The organism is Burkholderia pseudomultivorans, from assembly GCF_001718415.1.
Lineage (GTDB): Bacteria > Pseudomonadota > Gammaproteobacteria > Burkholderiales > Burkholderiaceae > Burkholderia > Burkholderia pseudomultivorans_A.
Genome location: NZ_CP013377.1, coordinates 1,555,064 through 1,571,077 on the forward strand (window position 1 = coordinate 1,555,064; position 16,014 = coordinate 1,571,077).

Genomic DNA, 16,014 nt, shown 5'->3' on the forward strand with positions numbered 1-16,014 from the left:
CGTCCAATCGGATGATGTGGCGCGCGGGTCGCTGCGCTGGAATGCCCGTCAGGCCGTGCCGACAGGTGTCCGGCGCGGACTCAGGGAAACCGCGATCCGGGTTTACCTGATTCAGACCGCATCCGATCCAGACAGGAGTTTTCATGCCGCTCGACCCTCAGGCGCAGGCGCTGCTCGCCGCGTTCGCGCAAGCGCCCGCGATCGATTTCGATCGACTGACCGTCCCCGCGTACCGGGCCAGTCTCGCCGCCGGCGGCGCATTCGCGCCCGGCGACACGATTGCCGCCGAGGAGGACTGGCAGATCCCGGCGTCGGGTCGTCAGTTATCCGCACGACTGTATCGTCCCGGCGCCGACGGGCCCTTGCCGCTGACCGTGTTCTTCCATGGCGGCGGCTTCGTCGCGTGCGGCATCGATTCGCACGCGAACCTGTGCCGCAGCCTCGCGCGACGCGCCCGCACGCTGGTGTTGTCGGTCGACTACCGGCTGGCGCCCGAAGCGCGCTTCCCGGCCGCCGCGCACGACGCATGCGACGCCGTGCGCTGGGCGGCCGCCAGTGCGCGCGACCTCGGCGCGCGCGCCGGCGCGATCGCGCTGGCCGGCGACAGCGCCGGCGGCAACCTCGCAGCGGTCGCAGCGCTGCAGTTGCGCGGCTCGGGCGTCGCGATCGCGCATCAGCTGCTGCTGTATCCGGTCGTCGATTGCGCGACCGAGCATCCGTCGTACGAATCGCTCGGCGACGGCTATTTCCTGACGGCGGACATGATGCGCTGGTTCAAGCGCCAGTATTTCGACGACGGCGCCGATCGCGCCTCGCCGCTCGCCAGCCCGCTCGCCGCGCCGGATGTCGCGGGCGCGCCGCCGGCGACGATCGTCAGCGCCGAATTCGATCCGCTGCGCGACGAGGCGGAAGCCTATGCATTGCGGCTCGCGCAGGCCGGCACGCCGGTCACGCTGGTGCGCTGGCCGGGCCAGCTGCACGGCTTCGCGAGCATGCTCGGCGCCGTCGACGCGGCCGACCGCGTGCTGAGCTTCGGCGCGGACGCGCTGCGCCGCGCGTTCGACGCGACGGAGGCCCGATGACGCTGGCCGGCACCGTCGAGATCGTCGACGAGCTGCGGGCGGGCCGGATGGTGCTGCTCGTCGACGAGGAGGATCGCGAGAATGAAGGCGATCTCGTGATCGCGGCCGATCACGTGACGCCCGACGCGATCAATTTCATGGCGCGCTTCGGACGCGGGCTGATCTGCCTGACGCTGACGGCGGAACGCTGCGAACAGCTGCGCCTGCCGCCGATGGCCGACCATAACGGCACGCCGTTCGGCACCGCGTTTACCGTCAGCATCGAGGCGGCCGAAGGCGTGACGACCGGCATCTCGGCCGCCGACCGTGCGCATACGATCCGCACCGCCGTGCGCGCGGGCGCCCGCCCCGACGATCTGGTGCAGCCCGGCCACGTGTTCCCGATCGCCGCGCGCCCGGGCGGCGTGCTGGTGCGCGCCGGACATACCGAGGCCGGCTGCGATCTGGCCGCGCTCGCGGGGCTCACGCCCGCGTCGGTGATCTGCGAGGTGATGAACGACGATGGCACGATGGCGCGGCTGCCCGAGCTGAAGGCGTTCGCCGCGCATCACGGGCTGAAGATCGGCACGATCGCCGACCTGATCCATTACCGCCGCGAGCACGAATCGCTCGTCGAACGCATCGGCGAGCGGCCGCTGCATACGCCGTGGGGACGGTTCCACGCGATCCAGTATCGCGATACCGTGCACGGCGCGCCGCATCTCGCGCTGGTGCGCGGCGAACCCGATCCGGCGACGCCGGTCCTCACGCGCGTGCACGAATGCCATTCGCTGCTCGACCTGCTCGACGCGGAGCCGTCCGCGCATTCGTGGCCGCTGCACGCAGCGCTGCAGCGGATCGATACGGCCGGCTGCGGCGTCGCGGTGCTGCTCGACTGCGACCTGCACGGCGACGCGATGCGCGCGCCGGCAGGCAACGCGCGCCGCGACGGACGTGCGACGGGAATCGGCTCGCAGATCCTGCGCGATATCGGCGTGCGGCGCCTGAACGTGCTGTCGAGCCCGTTTCGGCTGCCCGCGCTGTCGGGCCATGATCTGGAGATCATGGCGTTCATCCCGCTCGGCGACGACGATCCGGAAAGCGCGCGGGCCGCGCACGTGAACCCGCTTCGCGCGGCATGACATGCGGGCGTCGGTGCGGCGACCGCATCGGCGAGGGTGTCCCGCCTGACAGGCTATCGTTTGTTTTTATCAAATACAGTCTTCGGTTTGTATTTTTCAGATACATACCATAGACTGTATTTCCCGATTACAAACGATCGCCTGTCATTTCGCGGAGCGCCTCATGGCATTTCCTGTCCAGACCCTGGGCCAGCTGCGCCCGATACTCGTCGGCTTCCGCAAGTCGGCGGGACTCACGCAGGCGCAGCTCGCCGCCCGCCTCGGCGTCACGCAGCAATCGTACGCGCAGCTCGAATCCAATCCGTCCGCGGTCAGCATCGAACGGCTGTTCAAGGTGCTGAACGCGCTCGGCGTGCGCCTGACGCTCGATCCGGTCTTGCCGGACGAGACCGCGGAATCTGGCGGCTCTGACCGCCCGCAAGCGGGCGACGCGGGCGGCGCAGGCCCGGCGGACGCGAAAACCGCGCCGGTTGCGCGCAAGAAGGCCGCGCCCCGGCGTGCGGCCGGCGTGACGAAAGCCACCGTCAAGACACCGGACGGCGCCGCGCGCAAGCGGCCGGCGGCCGCGCGCGCCAGACGCACCGTCGCGAAACGGGAGGACTGGTGACGATGGCGCGGCGCACATCCCGTCACGATCGGCTCGACCTGTGGATGAACGGTATCCCGGTCGGCTACTGGGAAGTCCGGCGCGGCGTCGAACGCCTCGTCTATCTGCCGGCGTGGATCGACGATCCGCAAGGGCGTCCGCTATCGCTGTCGCTGCCCTTCACGCCCGGCAACCAGCCGCATCAGGGCGCGGTCGTCGCCGACTATTTCGACAACCTGCTGCCGGACAGCCAGCCGATCCGCCGCCGCATCGCGCAGCGATACCGGCTCGGGTCGACCGCGCCGTTCGAACTGCTCGCATCGATCGGGCGCGACTGCGTCGGCGCGCTCCAGTTGCTGCCGCCCGACGAAACGCCGGTCGATCTCGAGGCGATCGACGGCACCGTGCTCGACGACGCGGCCGTGGCCGAGGTGCTGCGCCACGCCACCGCCGCACCGCTGCCCGGCCACGCGGAGCCGGACGGCGATCTGCGCCTGTCGATCGCCGGCGCGCAGGAAAAGACCGCGCTGCTGCGGCACGGCCGGCGCTGGCTGCTGCCGTCGGGCAGCACGCCGACCACCCATATCTTCAAGCTGCCGCTGGGGCGCGTCGGCAACATGCAGGCCGACATGCGCACCTCGGTCGAGAACGAATGGCTGTGTTCGAAGCTCGTCGCGGCCTACGGCCTGCCGGTCGCGCATTGCGACATCGGCCATTTCGACGACCAGAAGGCGCTGATCGTCGAGCGTTTCGACCGGCGCCCGTCCCGCGACGGCACGTGGATCCTGCGACTGCCGCAGGAGGACATGTGCCAGGCGACCGGCACGCCGTCCGGCGCGAAATACGAATCGGACGGCGGCCCGGGGATCGAGACGATCATGGGCATCCTCGCCAATTCCGCCGACGCCGCGCGCGACCGCATGCATTTCTTCGTCGCGCAGCTCGTGTTCTGGGTGCTCGCGGCGATCGACGGCCACGCGAAGAACTTCAGCATCGCGCACCTGCCCGGCAACACGTATCGCAGCACGCCGCTGTACGACGTGCTGTCCGCGCATCCGATCATCGGCACGCGGCGCAACCAGCTTGCGCCGCGGCGCGCGCGACTGGCGATGGCCGTCAGCGGAAAGAACCGCCATTACGCGATCGCGGACATCCAGCCGCGCCACTGGATCGCGCAGGGCCGGCGCGTCGGGCTGACCGAGGACGACGTGCGCGCCGTGATGGCGGGCGTGGTCGCGCGGACCGAGCCTGCGATCGCGGAAGTCGCGTCGCAGATCCCGGCGGATTTCCCGGCCGACGTGGCCGACGCGATTTTCGAGGGGATGCGTCGCCAGAGCCGCAAGCTGGGCGCGACCGACGCGGGGTGAGGTTTTTCGACGGTGTGCGTTGCAGTGGAAGGATCGACAACAACCGTGTGCAATGCGCACGCCCGGCCTCCTTCCGAACAGGCCATCGGCCTGGCGTTCCGAAGGACCGCCTCACACCTCGCCCGCGACCTCATCCACCCGGACGATGCGCGCCCGCCCCATCGCCGCACAATGACCGGCGTGCCCATTCCCGACGCCGCCCGACATGGAATCCGCCGAATTCTCCACCGCGTTCAGCCCGCTGCGCATCGGCCCGCTGACGCTGCGCAATCGCCTGATCAAATCCGCGACCAACGAAGGGATGACGCCGAACGGCGTGCCGTCGCGCGCGCTCGTGCGGTTTCACGAGCGCATCGCCGAGGGCGGCGCCGCGCTGACGACCGTCGCGTACTGCGCGATCAGCGCGGACGGCCGCACCTTCGTCGACCAGGCGCAGCTCGACGCGCCGACGGTCCGGCACTTCCGCGCGCTGACCGACGCGGTCCACCGTCATGGCGCGGCGGCCTCCGCGCAGATCACGCACGGCGGCTGCTTCACGTTCCTGCCGTCGCTGTCGACGAAGCGCCCGTTGAGCGCGTCGGGCGGCTTCAACAAGGTCGGCGTGATGAGCGGCCGCTTCCTGAAGCAGGCGATGACGCGCGACCAGATGACGGCCGTCGCCGACGAGTTCGCGCAGGCGGCCCGCCATGCGCGCGATGCCGGCTTCGACGCGGTCGAGATCCACATGGGGCACGGCTACCTGCTGAGCCAGTTCCTGTCGCCGCTCTACAACCGCCGCCGCGACGCCTACGGCGGCGATGCGGCGCGGCGCGCGGCGTTTCCGGTCGAGGTGCTGCGCCGCGTGCTCGACGCGGTAGGCCGCGATCTCGCCGTCGTCTGCAAGATCGGCGTGACCGAAGGCGTACGCGGCGGCGGGACTGCCGACGACGCGTGCGAGATCGCGCGGCGGCTCGAAGCCGAAGGCGCGCACCTGCTGGTGCTCAGCGGCGGAATGAACGTCGAATCGGTGTGGCAGCTGTTCGGCAGTCCGCTGCCGGGCGATGCGCGCGCGAACGCCGACAACGCGATCGTGCGCGCCGCGATGGCGCTGCAGAAACTGACCGAGCCGAAGATGGGCGCGTTTCGCGAGCTGTATTTCCTCGAGCACTCGCGCAAGGTGCGTGCGGCCGTCCGGATGCCGCTCGCGTATCTCGGCGGCGTGCGGTCGCGCGAGAACGTCGCGCAGGCGATGCGCGACGGCTTCGATGCGGTCGCGCTCGCCCGTGCGCTCGTGTTCGACCCGGATTTCGTAAACGGGCTGCGCGACGGCCGGCTCGCGCAGTCGGGCTGCACGTCGTGCAACCGCTGCGTCGTGTCGATGTATACGCCGGGCGGCACCGCCTGCGTGCTGCGCGAGCCGAACGATCCCGCGCCGAACCGCGTGCCGGCCGCCGGCGCGTGATGCATCCGGGAGGACGCGGCCGGGGCGAGGCGGAACCGCTCAGCCTGCGTCGCGGGCGCGGGCCAGCGCCGCGAGGTTGCCTTCGCCGAACCCGTGATGCCCCTTGCGCTGCACGATCTCGAAGAAGATCTCGCCGGGCCGGCGCTTGACGAAGGTCTGGAAGAACAGCCGCGGCACGCCGTCGCTGTCGACCTCGCCATCGACCAGCACCGCGCGGCGGCGCAGCGCGTCGAGATCGACGCCGTGCCCCGGCAGCCGCGCGTCGACCTCGTCGTAGTAGCGCGCGGGCGGCTCGATGAACTCGACGCCGTTCGCCCGCAGCGCATCGACGGACGCCAGGATATCGTCGGTCGCGAGCGCGACGTGCTGTACGCCCTCGCCCGGATGGTCGGGCAGATACGCGTGCATCAGCTCGGTGCGCCGCGTCCCTTCCTCGTACACCGGAATGCGCACCGCGCCGCACGGCGACACCATCACGCGCGATTCCTCCGAGACATGCCAGTGCGCGTCGATTTCATGGATCTCGCGGAAATGCAGCAGGTCGTGGTAGAAGTCCAGCCACTCCTGCATGCGCCCCGCGCCGACCGTCTGCGTGAAGTGGTCGACCTGCAGCAGCCCCGTGCCCGCGCAGTCGAGATCGGTATGCGCGGTGGCGATGTCGATCGGCCGGAAATCGATGTCGAAGATCGAGATGTCGCCGACGCCGCCGCGCTGGCCGTCCCGCCCGCGCCAGCGGTCGACGAAATAGAGGTGCGAATCGCCGATGCCCTGGATCGCCGGGATCTTCAGCTCGCCGACCCCGACCCGCTCGCCCTCGAACGCCCAGGCGCCCAGCTCGATCGCGCGCTCGAACGCGCGCCGCGCGCTGGCCACGCGAATGCCGATCGCGCAGACGCCCATCCCGTATTCCTCCGCATAACGCGCGGCGAACGAATCCGGCTCGGCGTTGATCAGGAAATGCATCTGGCCCTGCCGGTACAGCGTGACGGCCTTGCTGACATGCCGTGCGATCGCCTTGAACCCGAGCTGCTCGAAGCGTTGCGCGAGCGCGTCCGGCACCGGCGCGGCGAACTCGACGAACTCCAGCCCGGCCATCCCGAGCGGATTGGCGGCCGGATCGGCGACGGGCGGCGTATCGCTGGACAGTGGGTGGGGATTGCCGGGCATTCCAGTCTCCGAAGGCATGCGGTCGATGGGGTGGCGCCCGGCGCGTGCGGTACGCCCGGTCGACACGGCGACGGGCCTCCGCCCGGACCGGGCGAGTTTTCGATGGTGCAGATTTTAACCAGATCGTTCACGCCGGCACACCCTGGCCGAACGGGATATCGCCGCCGCGCCTAGTGCAAACCCGAAAAGCGTTCGATAATCGCACGGATTTGAACGATAATCGCCCACCTTGACCGATCGGCCAATTGCCGCCGCGCGGCATGCGCCCTATCCTCCGTTCACTCATCGATTCAATGCAGCATCGGACGCGGCGCCGCCACGCTCCATGATGCGCCGTGCCAGGAGACACCGCCATGACCCCCACCTTCGACACGCTCGACGCCGCCGCCGGCCGCCGGGCGCGCAGCCAGGCCCGCAAGGCCGCGGTCGGCAGCTTTGTCGGCGCCGTCGTCGACTGGTACGACTTCCTGCTGTACGGGATCGTCGCCGCGCTGGTATTCAACTCCGAGTTCTTCCCGAAAGTCAGCCCGACGATGGGCACGCTCGCGGCGTTCGCGACCTTCGGCGTCGGCTTCCTGTTCCGCCCGCTCGGCGGCGTCGTGTTCGGCCACTACGGCGACCGCCTCGGCCGCAAGCGGATGCTCGTGCTGACGGTGATGCTGATGGGGCTGTCGACGGTCGCGATCGGCCTGTTGCCGACGTTCGCGACGATCGGCTGGTGGGCGCCCGTGCTGCTGGTGCTGATGCGCGCGATCCAGGGTTTCGCGGTCGGCGGCGAATGGGGCGGCGCGGCGCTGATGGCCGTCGAGAGCGCGCCGAAGCAGAAGAAGGCGTTCTACAGCAGCGGCGTGCAGGTCGGCTACGGCGTCGGGCTGGTGCTGGCCACCGGCATCGTGTCGATCCTGAGCCATACGTTCGGCGACGCCGCGTTCAAGTCGTGGGGCTGGCGCCTGCCGTTCCTGTTCAGCATCGTGCTGGTGCTGATCGGGCTGTGGGTGCGCAAGAGCATGGACGAATCGCAGGAGTTCGTCGAGCAGGTCGAGCACGGCAACCGCAAGCTGCGCCTGCCGGTGCTGGAAGCGCTGACGCGCCATCCGAAGGCGTTCCTGCTGATCGTCGCGCTGCGGCTGGCGGAGTTGTTCACGATGTATATCGTCACCGCGTTCGCGCTCAGCTATTCGACGTCGAACCTCGGCATGTCGCGCGACCTGTTCCTGAACATTGGCCTGCTGGTCGGCGCGGTCAGCTGCGTGACGATCCCCTGCTTCGCATGGCTGGCCGACCGCTTCGGCCTGCGCCGCATCTACCTGATCGGCGCGCTGATCGGCCTCGCGTCCGCGGTGCCGTTCTTCCTCGCGCTGGAAGCGCGATCGATCGCGTGGATCGTGATCTTCGCGATCCTGCTTGCGAACGCCGCGCACGACATGGTCGTGAGCGTCCAGCAGCCGCTGTTCACGGAACTGTTCGGCGCCGAATACCGTTACAGCGGCGCGGGCGTCGGCTACCAGTTCGCGAGCGTCGTCGGCGGCGGGTTCACGCCGTTCATCGCGGTCGGCCTCGTCAGTCTTGCCGGCGGTTCGTGGCACCTCGTCGCCGCTTATCTCGCGGCCGGCTGCCTGATCTCGCTGGTGGTGGCCGCGCGGATGCGGGCCGCGCAGTGACGGCTTTGCGATGACGCGACGGCCGGCCCTCGTCGCGGCCGGCCGTCGCTTTTTCCCGCGCGCGGCGCGCGTCGGGCAAGCGCGTGCGCAAGGTGCCGCGCAACAGGTCAAACACTGTCAACCCGCCCGCCGATAGCCCCTTTTCCGCTCCGAACATTCCACGCCGGCCGCCGACCAATGGCATCATATGGGCCTACGTCAGTCACCCGATACGCCCCCATATCATGTCGAATCTCATCGTCCACGGCGGCACTCCGCTGCGCGGGGACATCAAGCCGTCCGCGAACAAGAACGCCGTCCTGCCGATCCTGTGTGCGACCCTGTTGACCGACCAGCCGCTGCGGCTCGTCGGCGTGCCGGACATCACCGACGTGCGCAAGATCCTCGACATCTTCCGTACGCTCGGCAGCGACGTGTCGGTCGATTTCACGACGGGCCTGCTCGAACTCCATCACCGCAATACGACCTTCGACCCGGCCGTCCATCGGCTGCCGGAAGCGATGCGCTCGTCGATCATGCTGATCCCGCCGCTGCTCGCGCGCTTCGGCGTCGCGCGCCTCGAGAACGACGTGAAAGGCTGCACGCTGGGCGTGCGCGAGATCGATCCGCACGTCGAGGTGTTCGAGCGCTTCGGCGCGCATATCGAGCGCACGCCCGATTCGCTGATCGTCCGCGCCGACGGCCCGCTGACGGCCAACGATCACTGGCTCGACTATGCGTCGGTGACGACCACCGAGAACTTCGCGCTGTGCGCGACGGCCGCGAACGGCACGTCGACGCTGATGAACGCCGCCTCCGAGCCTCACGTGCAGGAGTTCTGCCAGTTCCTCGCGATGATCGGCGTCGCCATCGAGGGCCTCGGCACGTCGCGGCTCTGCGTAACGGGCGGCCGCAAGCTCGGCGGCGGCGAGTTCCGCTTCGCGGAGGACTTCCACGAGATCGCGACGTTCCTCGCGCTCGGCGCGATCACCGGCGGCGACATTACCGTGCGCAACTCGTCGCCCGAGCACTTCCCGCTGATCGACCGCACCTTCGCGAAATTCGGCGTGCAGGTCACGCATCGCGACGGCTGGTCGCGCGCGGAACGCGACGGCCCGCTGCGCGTGCGCCGGCCGTTTACACAGAACATCCTGACCAAGGTCGAGGCTGCGCCGTGGCCGTACCTGCCGGTCGACCTGCTGCCGATCTTCATCGCGCTCGGCGTGCGCGCGGAAGGCAGTGCAATGTTCTGGAACAAGGTCTACGACGGCGCGCTCGGCTGGTCCGGCGAGCTGTCGAAGTTCGGCGCGCACGTGCTGCTGTCGGACCCGCACCGGCTGATCACGTTCGGCGGGCTGCAGCTGACGCCGGCGCGTGTCGAAAGCCCGTACATCATCCGCGTCGCGATCGCGCTGCTGATGGTGGCCGCGAGCATCGAAGGCCGCTCGGAAATCATGAACGCGCTGCCGATCCGCCGCGCGCACCCGCATTTCGTCGAGAACCTGCGTTCGGTCGGCGCGAATGTGGAGTGGACGAGCGGCGAGTAAGGCCGTGCCGGATGCGGTGCGCATGAGGTTCGTGCCGCGTCCGGTTTTCGCCTTCGATCGGCGGCGGCGACGTGTCGCTTCATGCCGCGGGCTATCAACGGGACGCCAGGATCGTCCGGCAGGCGGCATCGCAAAAAGCCGCTCGGCCGGCCGCACGGTGTCGAGGCGGCGCATCCGATACATCGAATCTGCGCGATAATCGCCCAATCCTGCGCGATCACCGCGCACCCCTGCGCCGCCCTCAGACGATGAAAAAGCCCGAACTCGACCGACGCGACTGGATTGCCGGCCTCGAAAAAGGCCTGGCGATCCTCGAGGCCTTCGACAGCCAGCACGCGCGCATGACGCCCACCCAGGCCGCCGCGCGCACCGGCCTCACGCGCACGGCCGCGCGGCGCTACCTGCTGACGCTCGAATCGCTCGGCTACGTCTATACCGACGGCAAGCTGTACGGCCTCACGCCGCGCGTGCTGCGGGTCGGCTGGTCGTATTTCGATTCCGCGCGGCTGCCGCGCACGGTCCAGCCGTATCTGCAGCAGCTGAGCGCGTCGCTGAACGAATCGGCGTACGTCAGCGTGCTCGACGGCTGGGAGCTGGTGTTCATCGCGCGCAACGGCGTGTCGCGCGTGATGACGACCGGATTCGTGCTCGGCGCGCGCGTGCCGGCGCCGCTGACGTCGCCGGGCGTCGTCCTGCTCGCGCACCATCCCGATCGCGAAGCCGTGCGCGCCTGGCTCGACAGCACCGAACTGCCGCCGTTCACGCCGCACACGATCACCAACAAGGCGCGCCTGCTCGAACAGGTCGACCGCGCACGCGACGCCGGCTTCGCGGCGATCGAACAGCAGCTGCAGGTGGGCGTGCGCGGCATCGCGGTGCCGCTGAAGAATCGTCACGGCGAAGTCGTCGCCGCGCTCAGCACGAACATGCCGATCGGCGCGGAAACGACCGACGCGGCCGTGCGCCGCGTGCTGCCGCATCTGCAGGAAACCGCGCTCGCAATGCTCAACGTGCTGTAGCGCCCGCCGCGCGCGAACGCCCGCCGCATCAGCCGATCCGCCACCACCGCGGCAGCAGGTCGCGCACCTCGCGCCGCCGGTAGCGGTCGTCGATCAGGTGCACGACGCCTTCGTCGTGCTCGGTGCGAATCACGCGCCCGGCCGCCTGCACGACCTTCTGCAGGCCCGGATACAGATACATGTAGTCGTAGCCGTTGCCGAAGCGCGCGTCCATCGCGCGCCGCATCTGCTCGTTGACGTCGTTGACCTGCGGTAGCCCGAGCGTCGCGATGAACGCGCCGATCAGCCGCTCGCCGACGAGATCCACGCCCTCCGAGAATGCGCCGCCGAGCACCGCAAAGCCGACGCCGCGGCCGCCTGCGTCGAAGCGCGCGAGAAACGCGTCGCGCTCGCTCTCGGCCATGCCGGGCGCCTGCGCCCATACGGGCACGTCCGGATGACGCACCTGCATCAGCGACACCACGCGCTGCAGGTAGTCGAAGCTGCTCAGGAAACCGAGATAGTTGCCGGGCCGTGTCGCATACTGCGCGGCGATCAGGTCCGCGATCGGTTCGAGCGAGCGGTCGCGATCGCGCCAGCGCGTCGACACGTGGCTCGCGACGCGCACCGTCAGCTGTTCCGCACGGAACGGCCCGTCGACGTCGAGCCAGCCCGTGTCGGCGGGCAGCCCGAGCGTGTCGCGGTAGAAATGGAACGGGCTCAGCGTGCCGGAGAACAGCACGGTCGCACGTGCGGCGTCGTAGCGCGGCGCGAGAAAACCGGCCGGGATCACGTTGCGCACGCACAGCGTCGACTGCACGCGCCGCCGCCGGCCTGCGGGCACGACGCCGTCGAGCGCCGGCTGGCGCGGCAGCGGCTCGCCGTGCAGCGTCGCGTCAAAGATCGATGCGCTGTCGAACGCATCGGCGAGCACGCCGAACTGGATCGCGTCGAAATGAAAGCGCAGCAGCGCGTCGCCGTTCGCGCGCGGCGCATCGGCCAGGTGCTCGCCGATCGCCGCGACGAGGTTCTGCACGGCCGACACGATCGGCCCGGGGATATCCGGATAGGCGGCGTAGCGCTCGGCCTGAGCGCGATTCAGCGCGCCCCACGCGCGCGCGAGCCGGTCGAACGCCTTGCGCAATGCCGCCGGCGCGGCCTCGCGCGCGGCGGCGAATGCGAACGGGTCGAGCGACGCGCTGTACATCTTGCGCGCGCGGTCCAGCAGGTTGTGCGCCTCGTCGACGAGCACGCCGATGCGCCACTGGTTCTGCTGGGCGAGCGTATGCAGCATCGCGCTGCCGTCGTAGTAGTAGTTGTAATCGCCGATCACCATGTCGGACCAGCGCGCCAGTTCCTGCGCGAGGTAGTACGGGCAGATGTCGTGCGCGAGCGCGGCCGCGCGCACCGTGTCACGATCGAGCAGCCCCGCGCCGATCGCGGCGTCGCGCGCGGCCGGCAGCCGGTCGTAGAAGCCCTGCGCGAGCGGGCACGACTCGCCGTGGCAGGCCTTGTCCGGATGCTCGCAGGCCTTGTCGCGCGCGACGAGTTCCAGCACGCGCAGCGGCAGCGCCGGCGTGCCGGCGCCGAGCATGGCCGCCGCTTCGAGCGCGAGCGCGCGCCCGGGCGTCTTCGCGGTCAGGAAGAACACATGGTCGATCTCGCCCTCGCCGCATGCCTTCAGCAGCGGAAACACGGTGCCGAGCGTCTTGCCGATGCCGGTCGGCGCCTGCGCGATCAGGCAGCGTTCGTCGCGGGCCGCGCGATAGACGGACACGGCCAGCTCGCGCTGTCCGCTGCGAAACCGCCCGTGCGGAAACGCAAGCGCGCGCAGCGCCGCGTCGCGGGCCGCACGGTGGGCGGTCTCGCGCTCGGCCCAGCCGACGAAGCAGGCGCACTGCTCCGCGAAGAACGCCGCGAGCGCGCTTGCGCTCAGCGTCTCGGTCAGCACGGTCTCGCGTTCCGACACGATGTCGAAGTAGACGAGCGCGACGTCGATTTCCGCGAGACCGCGCGCAGCGCACATCAGATGCGCGTAGACCTTCGCCTGTGCCCAGTGCAGCGCGCGATGGTTCGCGGGCATCGCGTCGAGGCTGCCGCGATAGGTCTTGATTTCCTCGAGACGGTTCGACACCGGATCGTAGCCGTCCGCGCGGCCGCGCACGGTAAGCGTGCCCCAGCTGCCGGTCAGCGCGATCTCGGTCTCGTAGCGCGCGCCGCGGTTCGACGTCACCACGCCGTGGCCGGCAATGCCTTCGAGCGCGGTCGGCGCGGGCGTGAAGCGCAGGTCGAGATCGCCGCGCCGCGCGGTGAACTCGCACATCGCCCGCACCGCGACCACATAGCTCATGCGGACAGCCCCATCGCGGCCGTGGGCGCGACGCTCGCACCGGCCCATTCGACGTCGACGACGCGCACCGGGATCCCGTGCGCGACGCAGTACGCGAGCCAGCGCGTCTGGTTGTCCTGCAGCCGGTCGCCCGGGCCCTTCACTTCGATCAGCTCGTAGCGCCGCTCGTCGGGCCAGAAGCGCACCAGATCGGGCAGCCCCGAGCGGTTGCTGCGGATGTCCGCGAGCAGGCGCTCGAACCACAGCCGCAGGTGTGCGGGCGGCAGGCAGGCGAGCGCTTGGTCGAGCAGTTCGTCGCCGAGCACGCCCCAGAACACGAACGGCGACTGCAGCCCCATCTTCGTCGCATAGTGGCGGCGTATCGTTTCGCGATAGGCGCCCGAATCGAGTTGCGCGAAGCAGGCGGCGAACGCGTCCGCGCGGCGCGCGGCGAAATCGGGCGCATGCAGATCGGCCGGCCCGCGCTGGAACGGGTGGAAGAATGCGCCGGGCACGGCCGCGAACACCGGTTCCCAGCACAGCAGCCCGAACAGCGAATTGATCAGCGTGTTCTCGACGTAGTGAACCGGCGCGCCGGGCTGCGCGAGATGATCGCGCACCGCGAACTCGACGCTGACGAATGCGTCGGGGCGAGCCAGCACCAGCGTCTCGCGCGGCACGTCCGGCGCCGCGGCCGCGCGTTCCACCGGCTGCCCGGCGCGGCGCTGCAGGCGCGGCAGCATGCGTTCGACACGCTGGCGCTCCTCGTCGCTTTCGAAACCGCGGCGCGCGTCGAGCGCCAGCGCCAGCGCGTCCGCATCGCGTCCGCAGCGTTCGAGCACGCGAATGCGCCGGTGGCGGCTGCCCGGCCACGCGCTGCGCGCATACGCGTCGAGCGCGGCGTCCCAGTCGGCGCGGCGCTCGGCCGCCTGCCCGAGCGAGAACAGCAGCTTCGCGCGACGCGTCGCGAGCCACGGCTGGGCCGCGCAGTCCACCGTGTCGATCGCGTGCAGCAGCGCGTCGAACGGCAACTCGTCGGGCCATGCATCGAGAGCATCGCGGCATGCGTGCAGCGCGAGATAGGCGTCGATGTCGCCGCGCTGCCGGAACGCGCGCGACGACGGCGCGAACGGCACGCTTTCGTACTGGAACACGCCGAGATCGGCGAGTACGAATTCGCTCCAGTCCTGATGAAGATTGCCGAAGAACATCAGCCGCAGCCGGTCGCAGAGCGCGCCGACCGTCACGCGCAGCACGCGGTCGCCGGCCGTCGGGCACCACGCGTCGAGCGGCTGTGCGGCATCGTGCGCGGGCCGCAGCCGTTCGAGCCATTCCGGCTTGCGCTCGGCCGCATGCGCGGCGAGCGACGGAAAGATCCGCAGCAGATCGGCCTTGGTCGACAGCGCGAACAGCGCGTCGAGCGTCAACGCGGGCGCGGGATCGACCCAGCCGAGCGCGACGAGCGGTTCGGCCGCTTCGAGCGGGCAGCCGATCTCGTCGTACACGAGCTTGCTTGCGCGAAAATCGGCGCCGTTGCGCATCAGCATCCGCACGAGCAGCGCGCGCGACGCCTGCGGCAGCGTCGGGAAATGCCGCAGGAATGCGTGCTCGGCATCGTCGAGCAGGTCGTCGTAGCGCTCGCCGAGCCAGGCCAGCGCGCGTTCGAAATTGGTCAGGTAATAAAACGCCGGCGGCGTCGGCGAGGATGGCGTCACGGAAATTCGATCACTGTACGTTTGTACAGGTTCGAATCATAGCAAATGTGACGGCCGCAACGCCCGCCGCGCGCGGGTTTTGTCCCGCGTCGGCGCGCCCCGTGCGGTTCAGAACTGGTAATTCACCGACATGTCGAACACGCCGTTCGCCGACTGCTGCGTGATCGGGCTGCGCGCCGCGCGGCCGACCAGTTTCTCGATCGCGCCGTCCATCGTCACGAACCAGTGCTTGTTCACGAACCAGACCATCGTCACGCCCGCGCCGACCGACTTGAAGCCCGCGCCGGACGAATACGCGGGCAGCCCCGAGCGCGCGGCGGCGCCCTGGTTCACGCCGAACCAGCTGTTCATGTAGCGCGAATCGGCCCACGATACGGTCGGCCCGGCAAACCAGAAGAAGTGCTCGTTGCTGCCCGGCATCGGCATGTACGCGGAAAAATCGCCGACCCAGCCGTTCGAGCCGCCGATGCTGCGCCGCACGTCCGCGCGCAGCACCAGCGGAAAGTCCTTCGAGATCACGTAGTCGGCCGCCAGCTTCATCACGGGCGCGGCGTTGATGTTGTCGAGGCCGTTCAGGTGGTCGAGATCGTCGGCCGACCGCCGGCCGAGGTCGTAGCCGACCGACAGGCTCACGCGCCAGTTCGGCCCGCGCAGCACATTCGCGCCGAGGCCCTCGCCGGTCGACAGGAAGAACAGGTCCCGATAGCGAACGTCGAGATTCGGCCCGCCCATCACGCGATAGCGGTCGGAGCCCGCATAACGCGGCTGCAGCGTCATCGCGGCGCCGACGCTCACGTCCCACGTCGACGGCGTCGGTTCGTACAGCTTCCGTAGCGGCACGCCCGCCGAATACTGCCACTCGCCGAGCGGCGACGGCGTCTGCGCCGACGCGTCGCGGGCTCCGACGGCAGCGAACGCGGCGAGCGTCGACAGTCCGGATACGAACCGGCGAGCGCCGGGTGACAGCAGCGGGCGTACAGGGGCCATGAGGGTCGATCTCCGTCGATTGCACAGAATGAAC

12 protein-coding genes are annotated in these 16,014 nt (G+C 69.7%); 8 read left to right on the forward strand and 4 right to left on the reverse strand.

What is annotated here, in order from left to right; all coding sequences use genetic code 11:
- Positions 1 to 143 precede the first annotated feature (143 nt).
- The 5 genes from WS57_RS06555 to WS57_RS06575 all read left to right on the forward strand — a co-directional run bounded on the left by WS57_RS06555 (position 144) and on the right by WS57_RS06575 (position 5,597).
- A complete protein-coding gene (locus WS57_RS06555; RefSeq protein WP_069243921.1) occupies positions 144 to 1,082 on the forward strand; it encodes an alpha/beta hydrolase in 939 nt (312 codons plus the stop codon).
- Complete coding sequence (gene ribBA / locus WS57_RS06560; protein WP_059515505.1) at positions 1,079 to 2,203, forward strand: bifunctional 3,4-dihydroxy-2-butanone-4-phosphate synthase/GTP cyclohydrolase II; 1,125 nt, start codon at positions 1,079 to 1,081, stop codon at positions 2,201 to 2,203. The genes WS57_RS06555 and ribBA overlap by 4 nt, the downstream gene beginning before the upstream one ends.
- 163 nt (positions 2,204 to 2,366) lie before the next feature.
- Entirely contained in the window at positions 2,367 to 2,810 is a 444-nt protein-coding gene (locus WS57_RS06565) for a helix-turn-helix domain-containing protein (RefSeq protein WP_069243922.1), read from the forward strand.
- A gap of 2 nt (positions 2,811 to 2,812) precedes the next feature.
- Positions 2,813 to 4,156 carry a type II toxin-antitoxin system HipA family toxin gene (locus WS57_RS06570; protein WP_060334455.1) on the forward strand — a complete coding sequence of 448 codons (1,344 nt, stop codon included), beginning with the start codon at positions 2,813 to 2,815 and terminating at the stop codon, positions 4,154 to 4,156.
- A gap of 205 nt (positions 4,157 to 4,361) precedes the next feature.
- A complete protein-coding gene (locus WS57_RS06575; RefSeq protein WP_059515511.1) occupies positions 4,362 to 5,597 on the forward strand; it encodes an NADH:flavin oxidoreductase in 1,236 nt (411 codons plus the stop codon).
- Between the two features lie 39 nt (positions 5,598 to 5,636).
- Here WS57_RS06575 and WS57_RS06580 read toward each other — a convergent pair whose 3' ends face one another.
- Complete coding sequence (locus tag WS57_RS06580) at positions 5,637 to 6,764, reverse strand: 4-hydroxyphenylpyruvate dioxygenase family protein (RefSeq protein ID WP_009692602.1); 1,128 nt, start codon at positions 6,762 to 6,764, stop codon at positions 5,637 to 5,639.
- A 353-nt stretch (positions 6,765 to 7,117) separates the two neighbouring features.
- Between WS57_RS06580 and shiA the strand changes: the two genes are divergently transcribed.
- The 3 genes from shiA to WS57_RS06595 all read left to right on the forward strand — a co-directional run bounded on the left by shiA (position 7,118) and on the right by WS57_RS06595 (position 10,970).
- On the forward strand, positions 7,118 to 8,425 hold the full coding sequence (gene shiA / locus WS57_RS06585; protein WP_040129233.1) for a shikimate transporter: 1,308 nt from the start codon (positions 7,118 to 7,120) through the stop codon (positions 8,423 to 8,425).
- Between the two features lie 224 nt (positions 8,426 to 8,649).
- Complete coding sequence (locus tag WS57_RS06590; RefSeq protein WP_009692605.1) at positions 8,650 to 9,951, forward strand: UDP-N-acetylglucosamine 1-carboxyvinyltransferase; 1,302 nt, start codon at positions 8,650 to 8,652, stop codon at positions 9,949 to 9,951.
- A gap of 248 nt (positions 9,952 to 10,199) precedes the next feature.
- On the forward strand, positions 10,200 to 10,970 hold the full coding sequence (locus WS57_RS06595) for an IclR family transcriptional regulator domain-containing protein (protein WP_040129235.1): 771 nt from the start codon (positions 10,200 to 10,202) through the stop codon (positions 10,968 to 10,970).
- Positions 10,971 to 10,998: 28 nt separating this feature from the next.
- Here WS57_RS06595 and WS57_RS06600 read toward each other — a convergent pair whose 3' ends face one another.
- From WS57_RS06600 to WS57_RS06610, 3 genes are all read right to left on the reverse strand, one after another.
- Complete coding sequence (locus WS57_RS06600; protein WP_069243923.1) at positions 10,999 to 13,299, reverse strand: ATP-dependent DNA helicase; 2,301 nt, start codon at positions 13,297 to 13,299, stop codon at positions 10,999 to 11,001.
- Entirely contained in the window at positions 13,296 to 14,993 is a 1,698-nt protein-coding gene (locus tag WS57_RS06605; protein WP_069243924.1) for a VRR-NUC domain-containing protein, read from the reverse strand. The genes WS57_RS06600 and WS57_RS06605 overlap by 4 nt, the downstream gene beginning before the upstream one ends.
- A 108-nt stretch (positions 14,994 to 15,101) precedes the next feature.
- Positions 15,102 to 15,980, reverse strand: coding sequence for a MipA/OmpV family protein (locus tag WS57_RS06610; RefSeq protein ID WP_009690261.1), 879 nt, complete (start codon positions 15,978 to 15,980; stop codon positions 15,102 to 15,104).
- Between the last annotated feature and the right edge of the window lie 34 nt (positions 15,981 to 16,014).

Bases quoted from the DNA above. Each gene is read 5' to 3' on its own strand.
- WS57_RS06610 (WP_009690261.1), bottom strand. From the start codon at position 15,980: ATGGCCCCTGTACGCCCGCTGCTGTCACCCGGCGCTCGCCGGTTCGTA.
- WS57_RS06600 (WP_069243923.1), bottom strand. From the start codon at position 13,299: ATGAGCTATGTGGTCGCGGTGCGGGCGATGTGCGAGTTCACCGCGCGG.
- WS57_RS06565 (WP_069243922.1), top strand. From the start codon at position 2,367: ATGGCATTTCCTGTCCAGACCCTGGGCCAGCTGCGCCCGATACTCGTC.
- ribBA (WP_059515505.1), top strand. From the start codon at position 1,079: ATGACGCTGGCCGGCACCGTCGAGATCGTCGACGAGCTGCGGGCGGGC.
- WS57_RS06595 (WP_040129235.1), top strand. From the start codon at position 10,200: ATGAAAAAGCCCGAACTCGACCGACGCGACTGGATTGCCGGCCTCGAA.
- WS57_RS06590 (WP_009692605.1), top strand. From the start codon at position 8,650: ATGTCGAATCTCATCGTCCACGGCGGCACTCCGCTGCGCGGGGACATC.
- WS57_RS06555 (WP_069243921.1), top strand. From the start codon at position 144: ATGCCGCTCGACCCTCAGGCGCAGGCGCTGCTCGCCGCGTTCGCGCAA.
- WS57_RS06575 (WP_059515511.1), top strand. From the start codon at position 4,362: ATGGAATCCGCCGAATTCTCCACCGCGTTCAGCCCGCTGCGCATCGGC.
- WS57_RS06580 (WP_009692602.1), bottom strand. From the start codon at position 6,764: ATGCCCGGCAATCCCCACCCACTGTCCAGCGATACGCCGCCCGTCGCC.
- shiA (WP_040129233.1), top strand. From the start codon at position 7,118: ATGACCCCCACCTTCGACACGCTCGACGCCGCCGCCGGCCGCCGGGCG.
- WS57_RS06570 (WP_060334455.1), top strand. From the start codon at position 2,813: ATGGCGCGGCGCACATCCCGTCACGATCGGCTCGACCTGTGGATGAAC.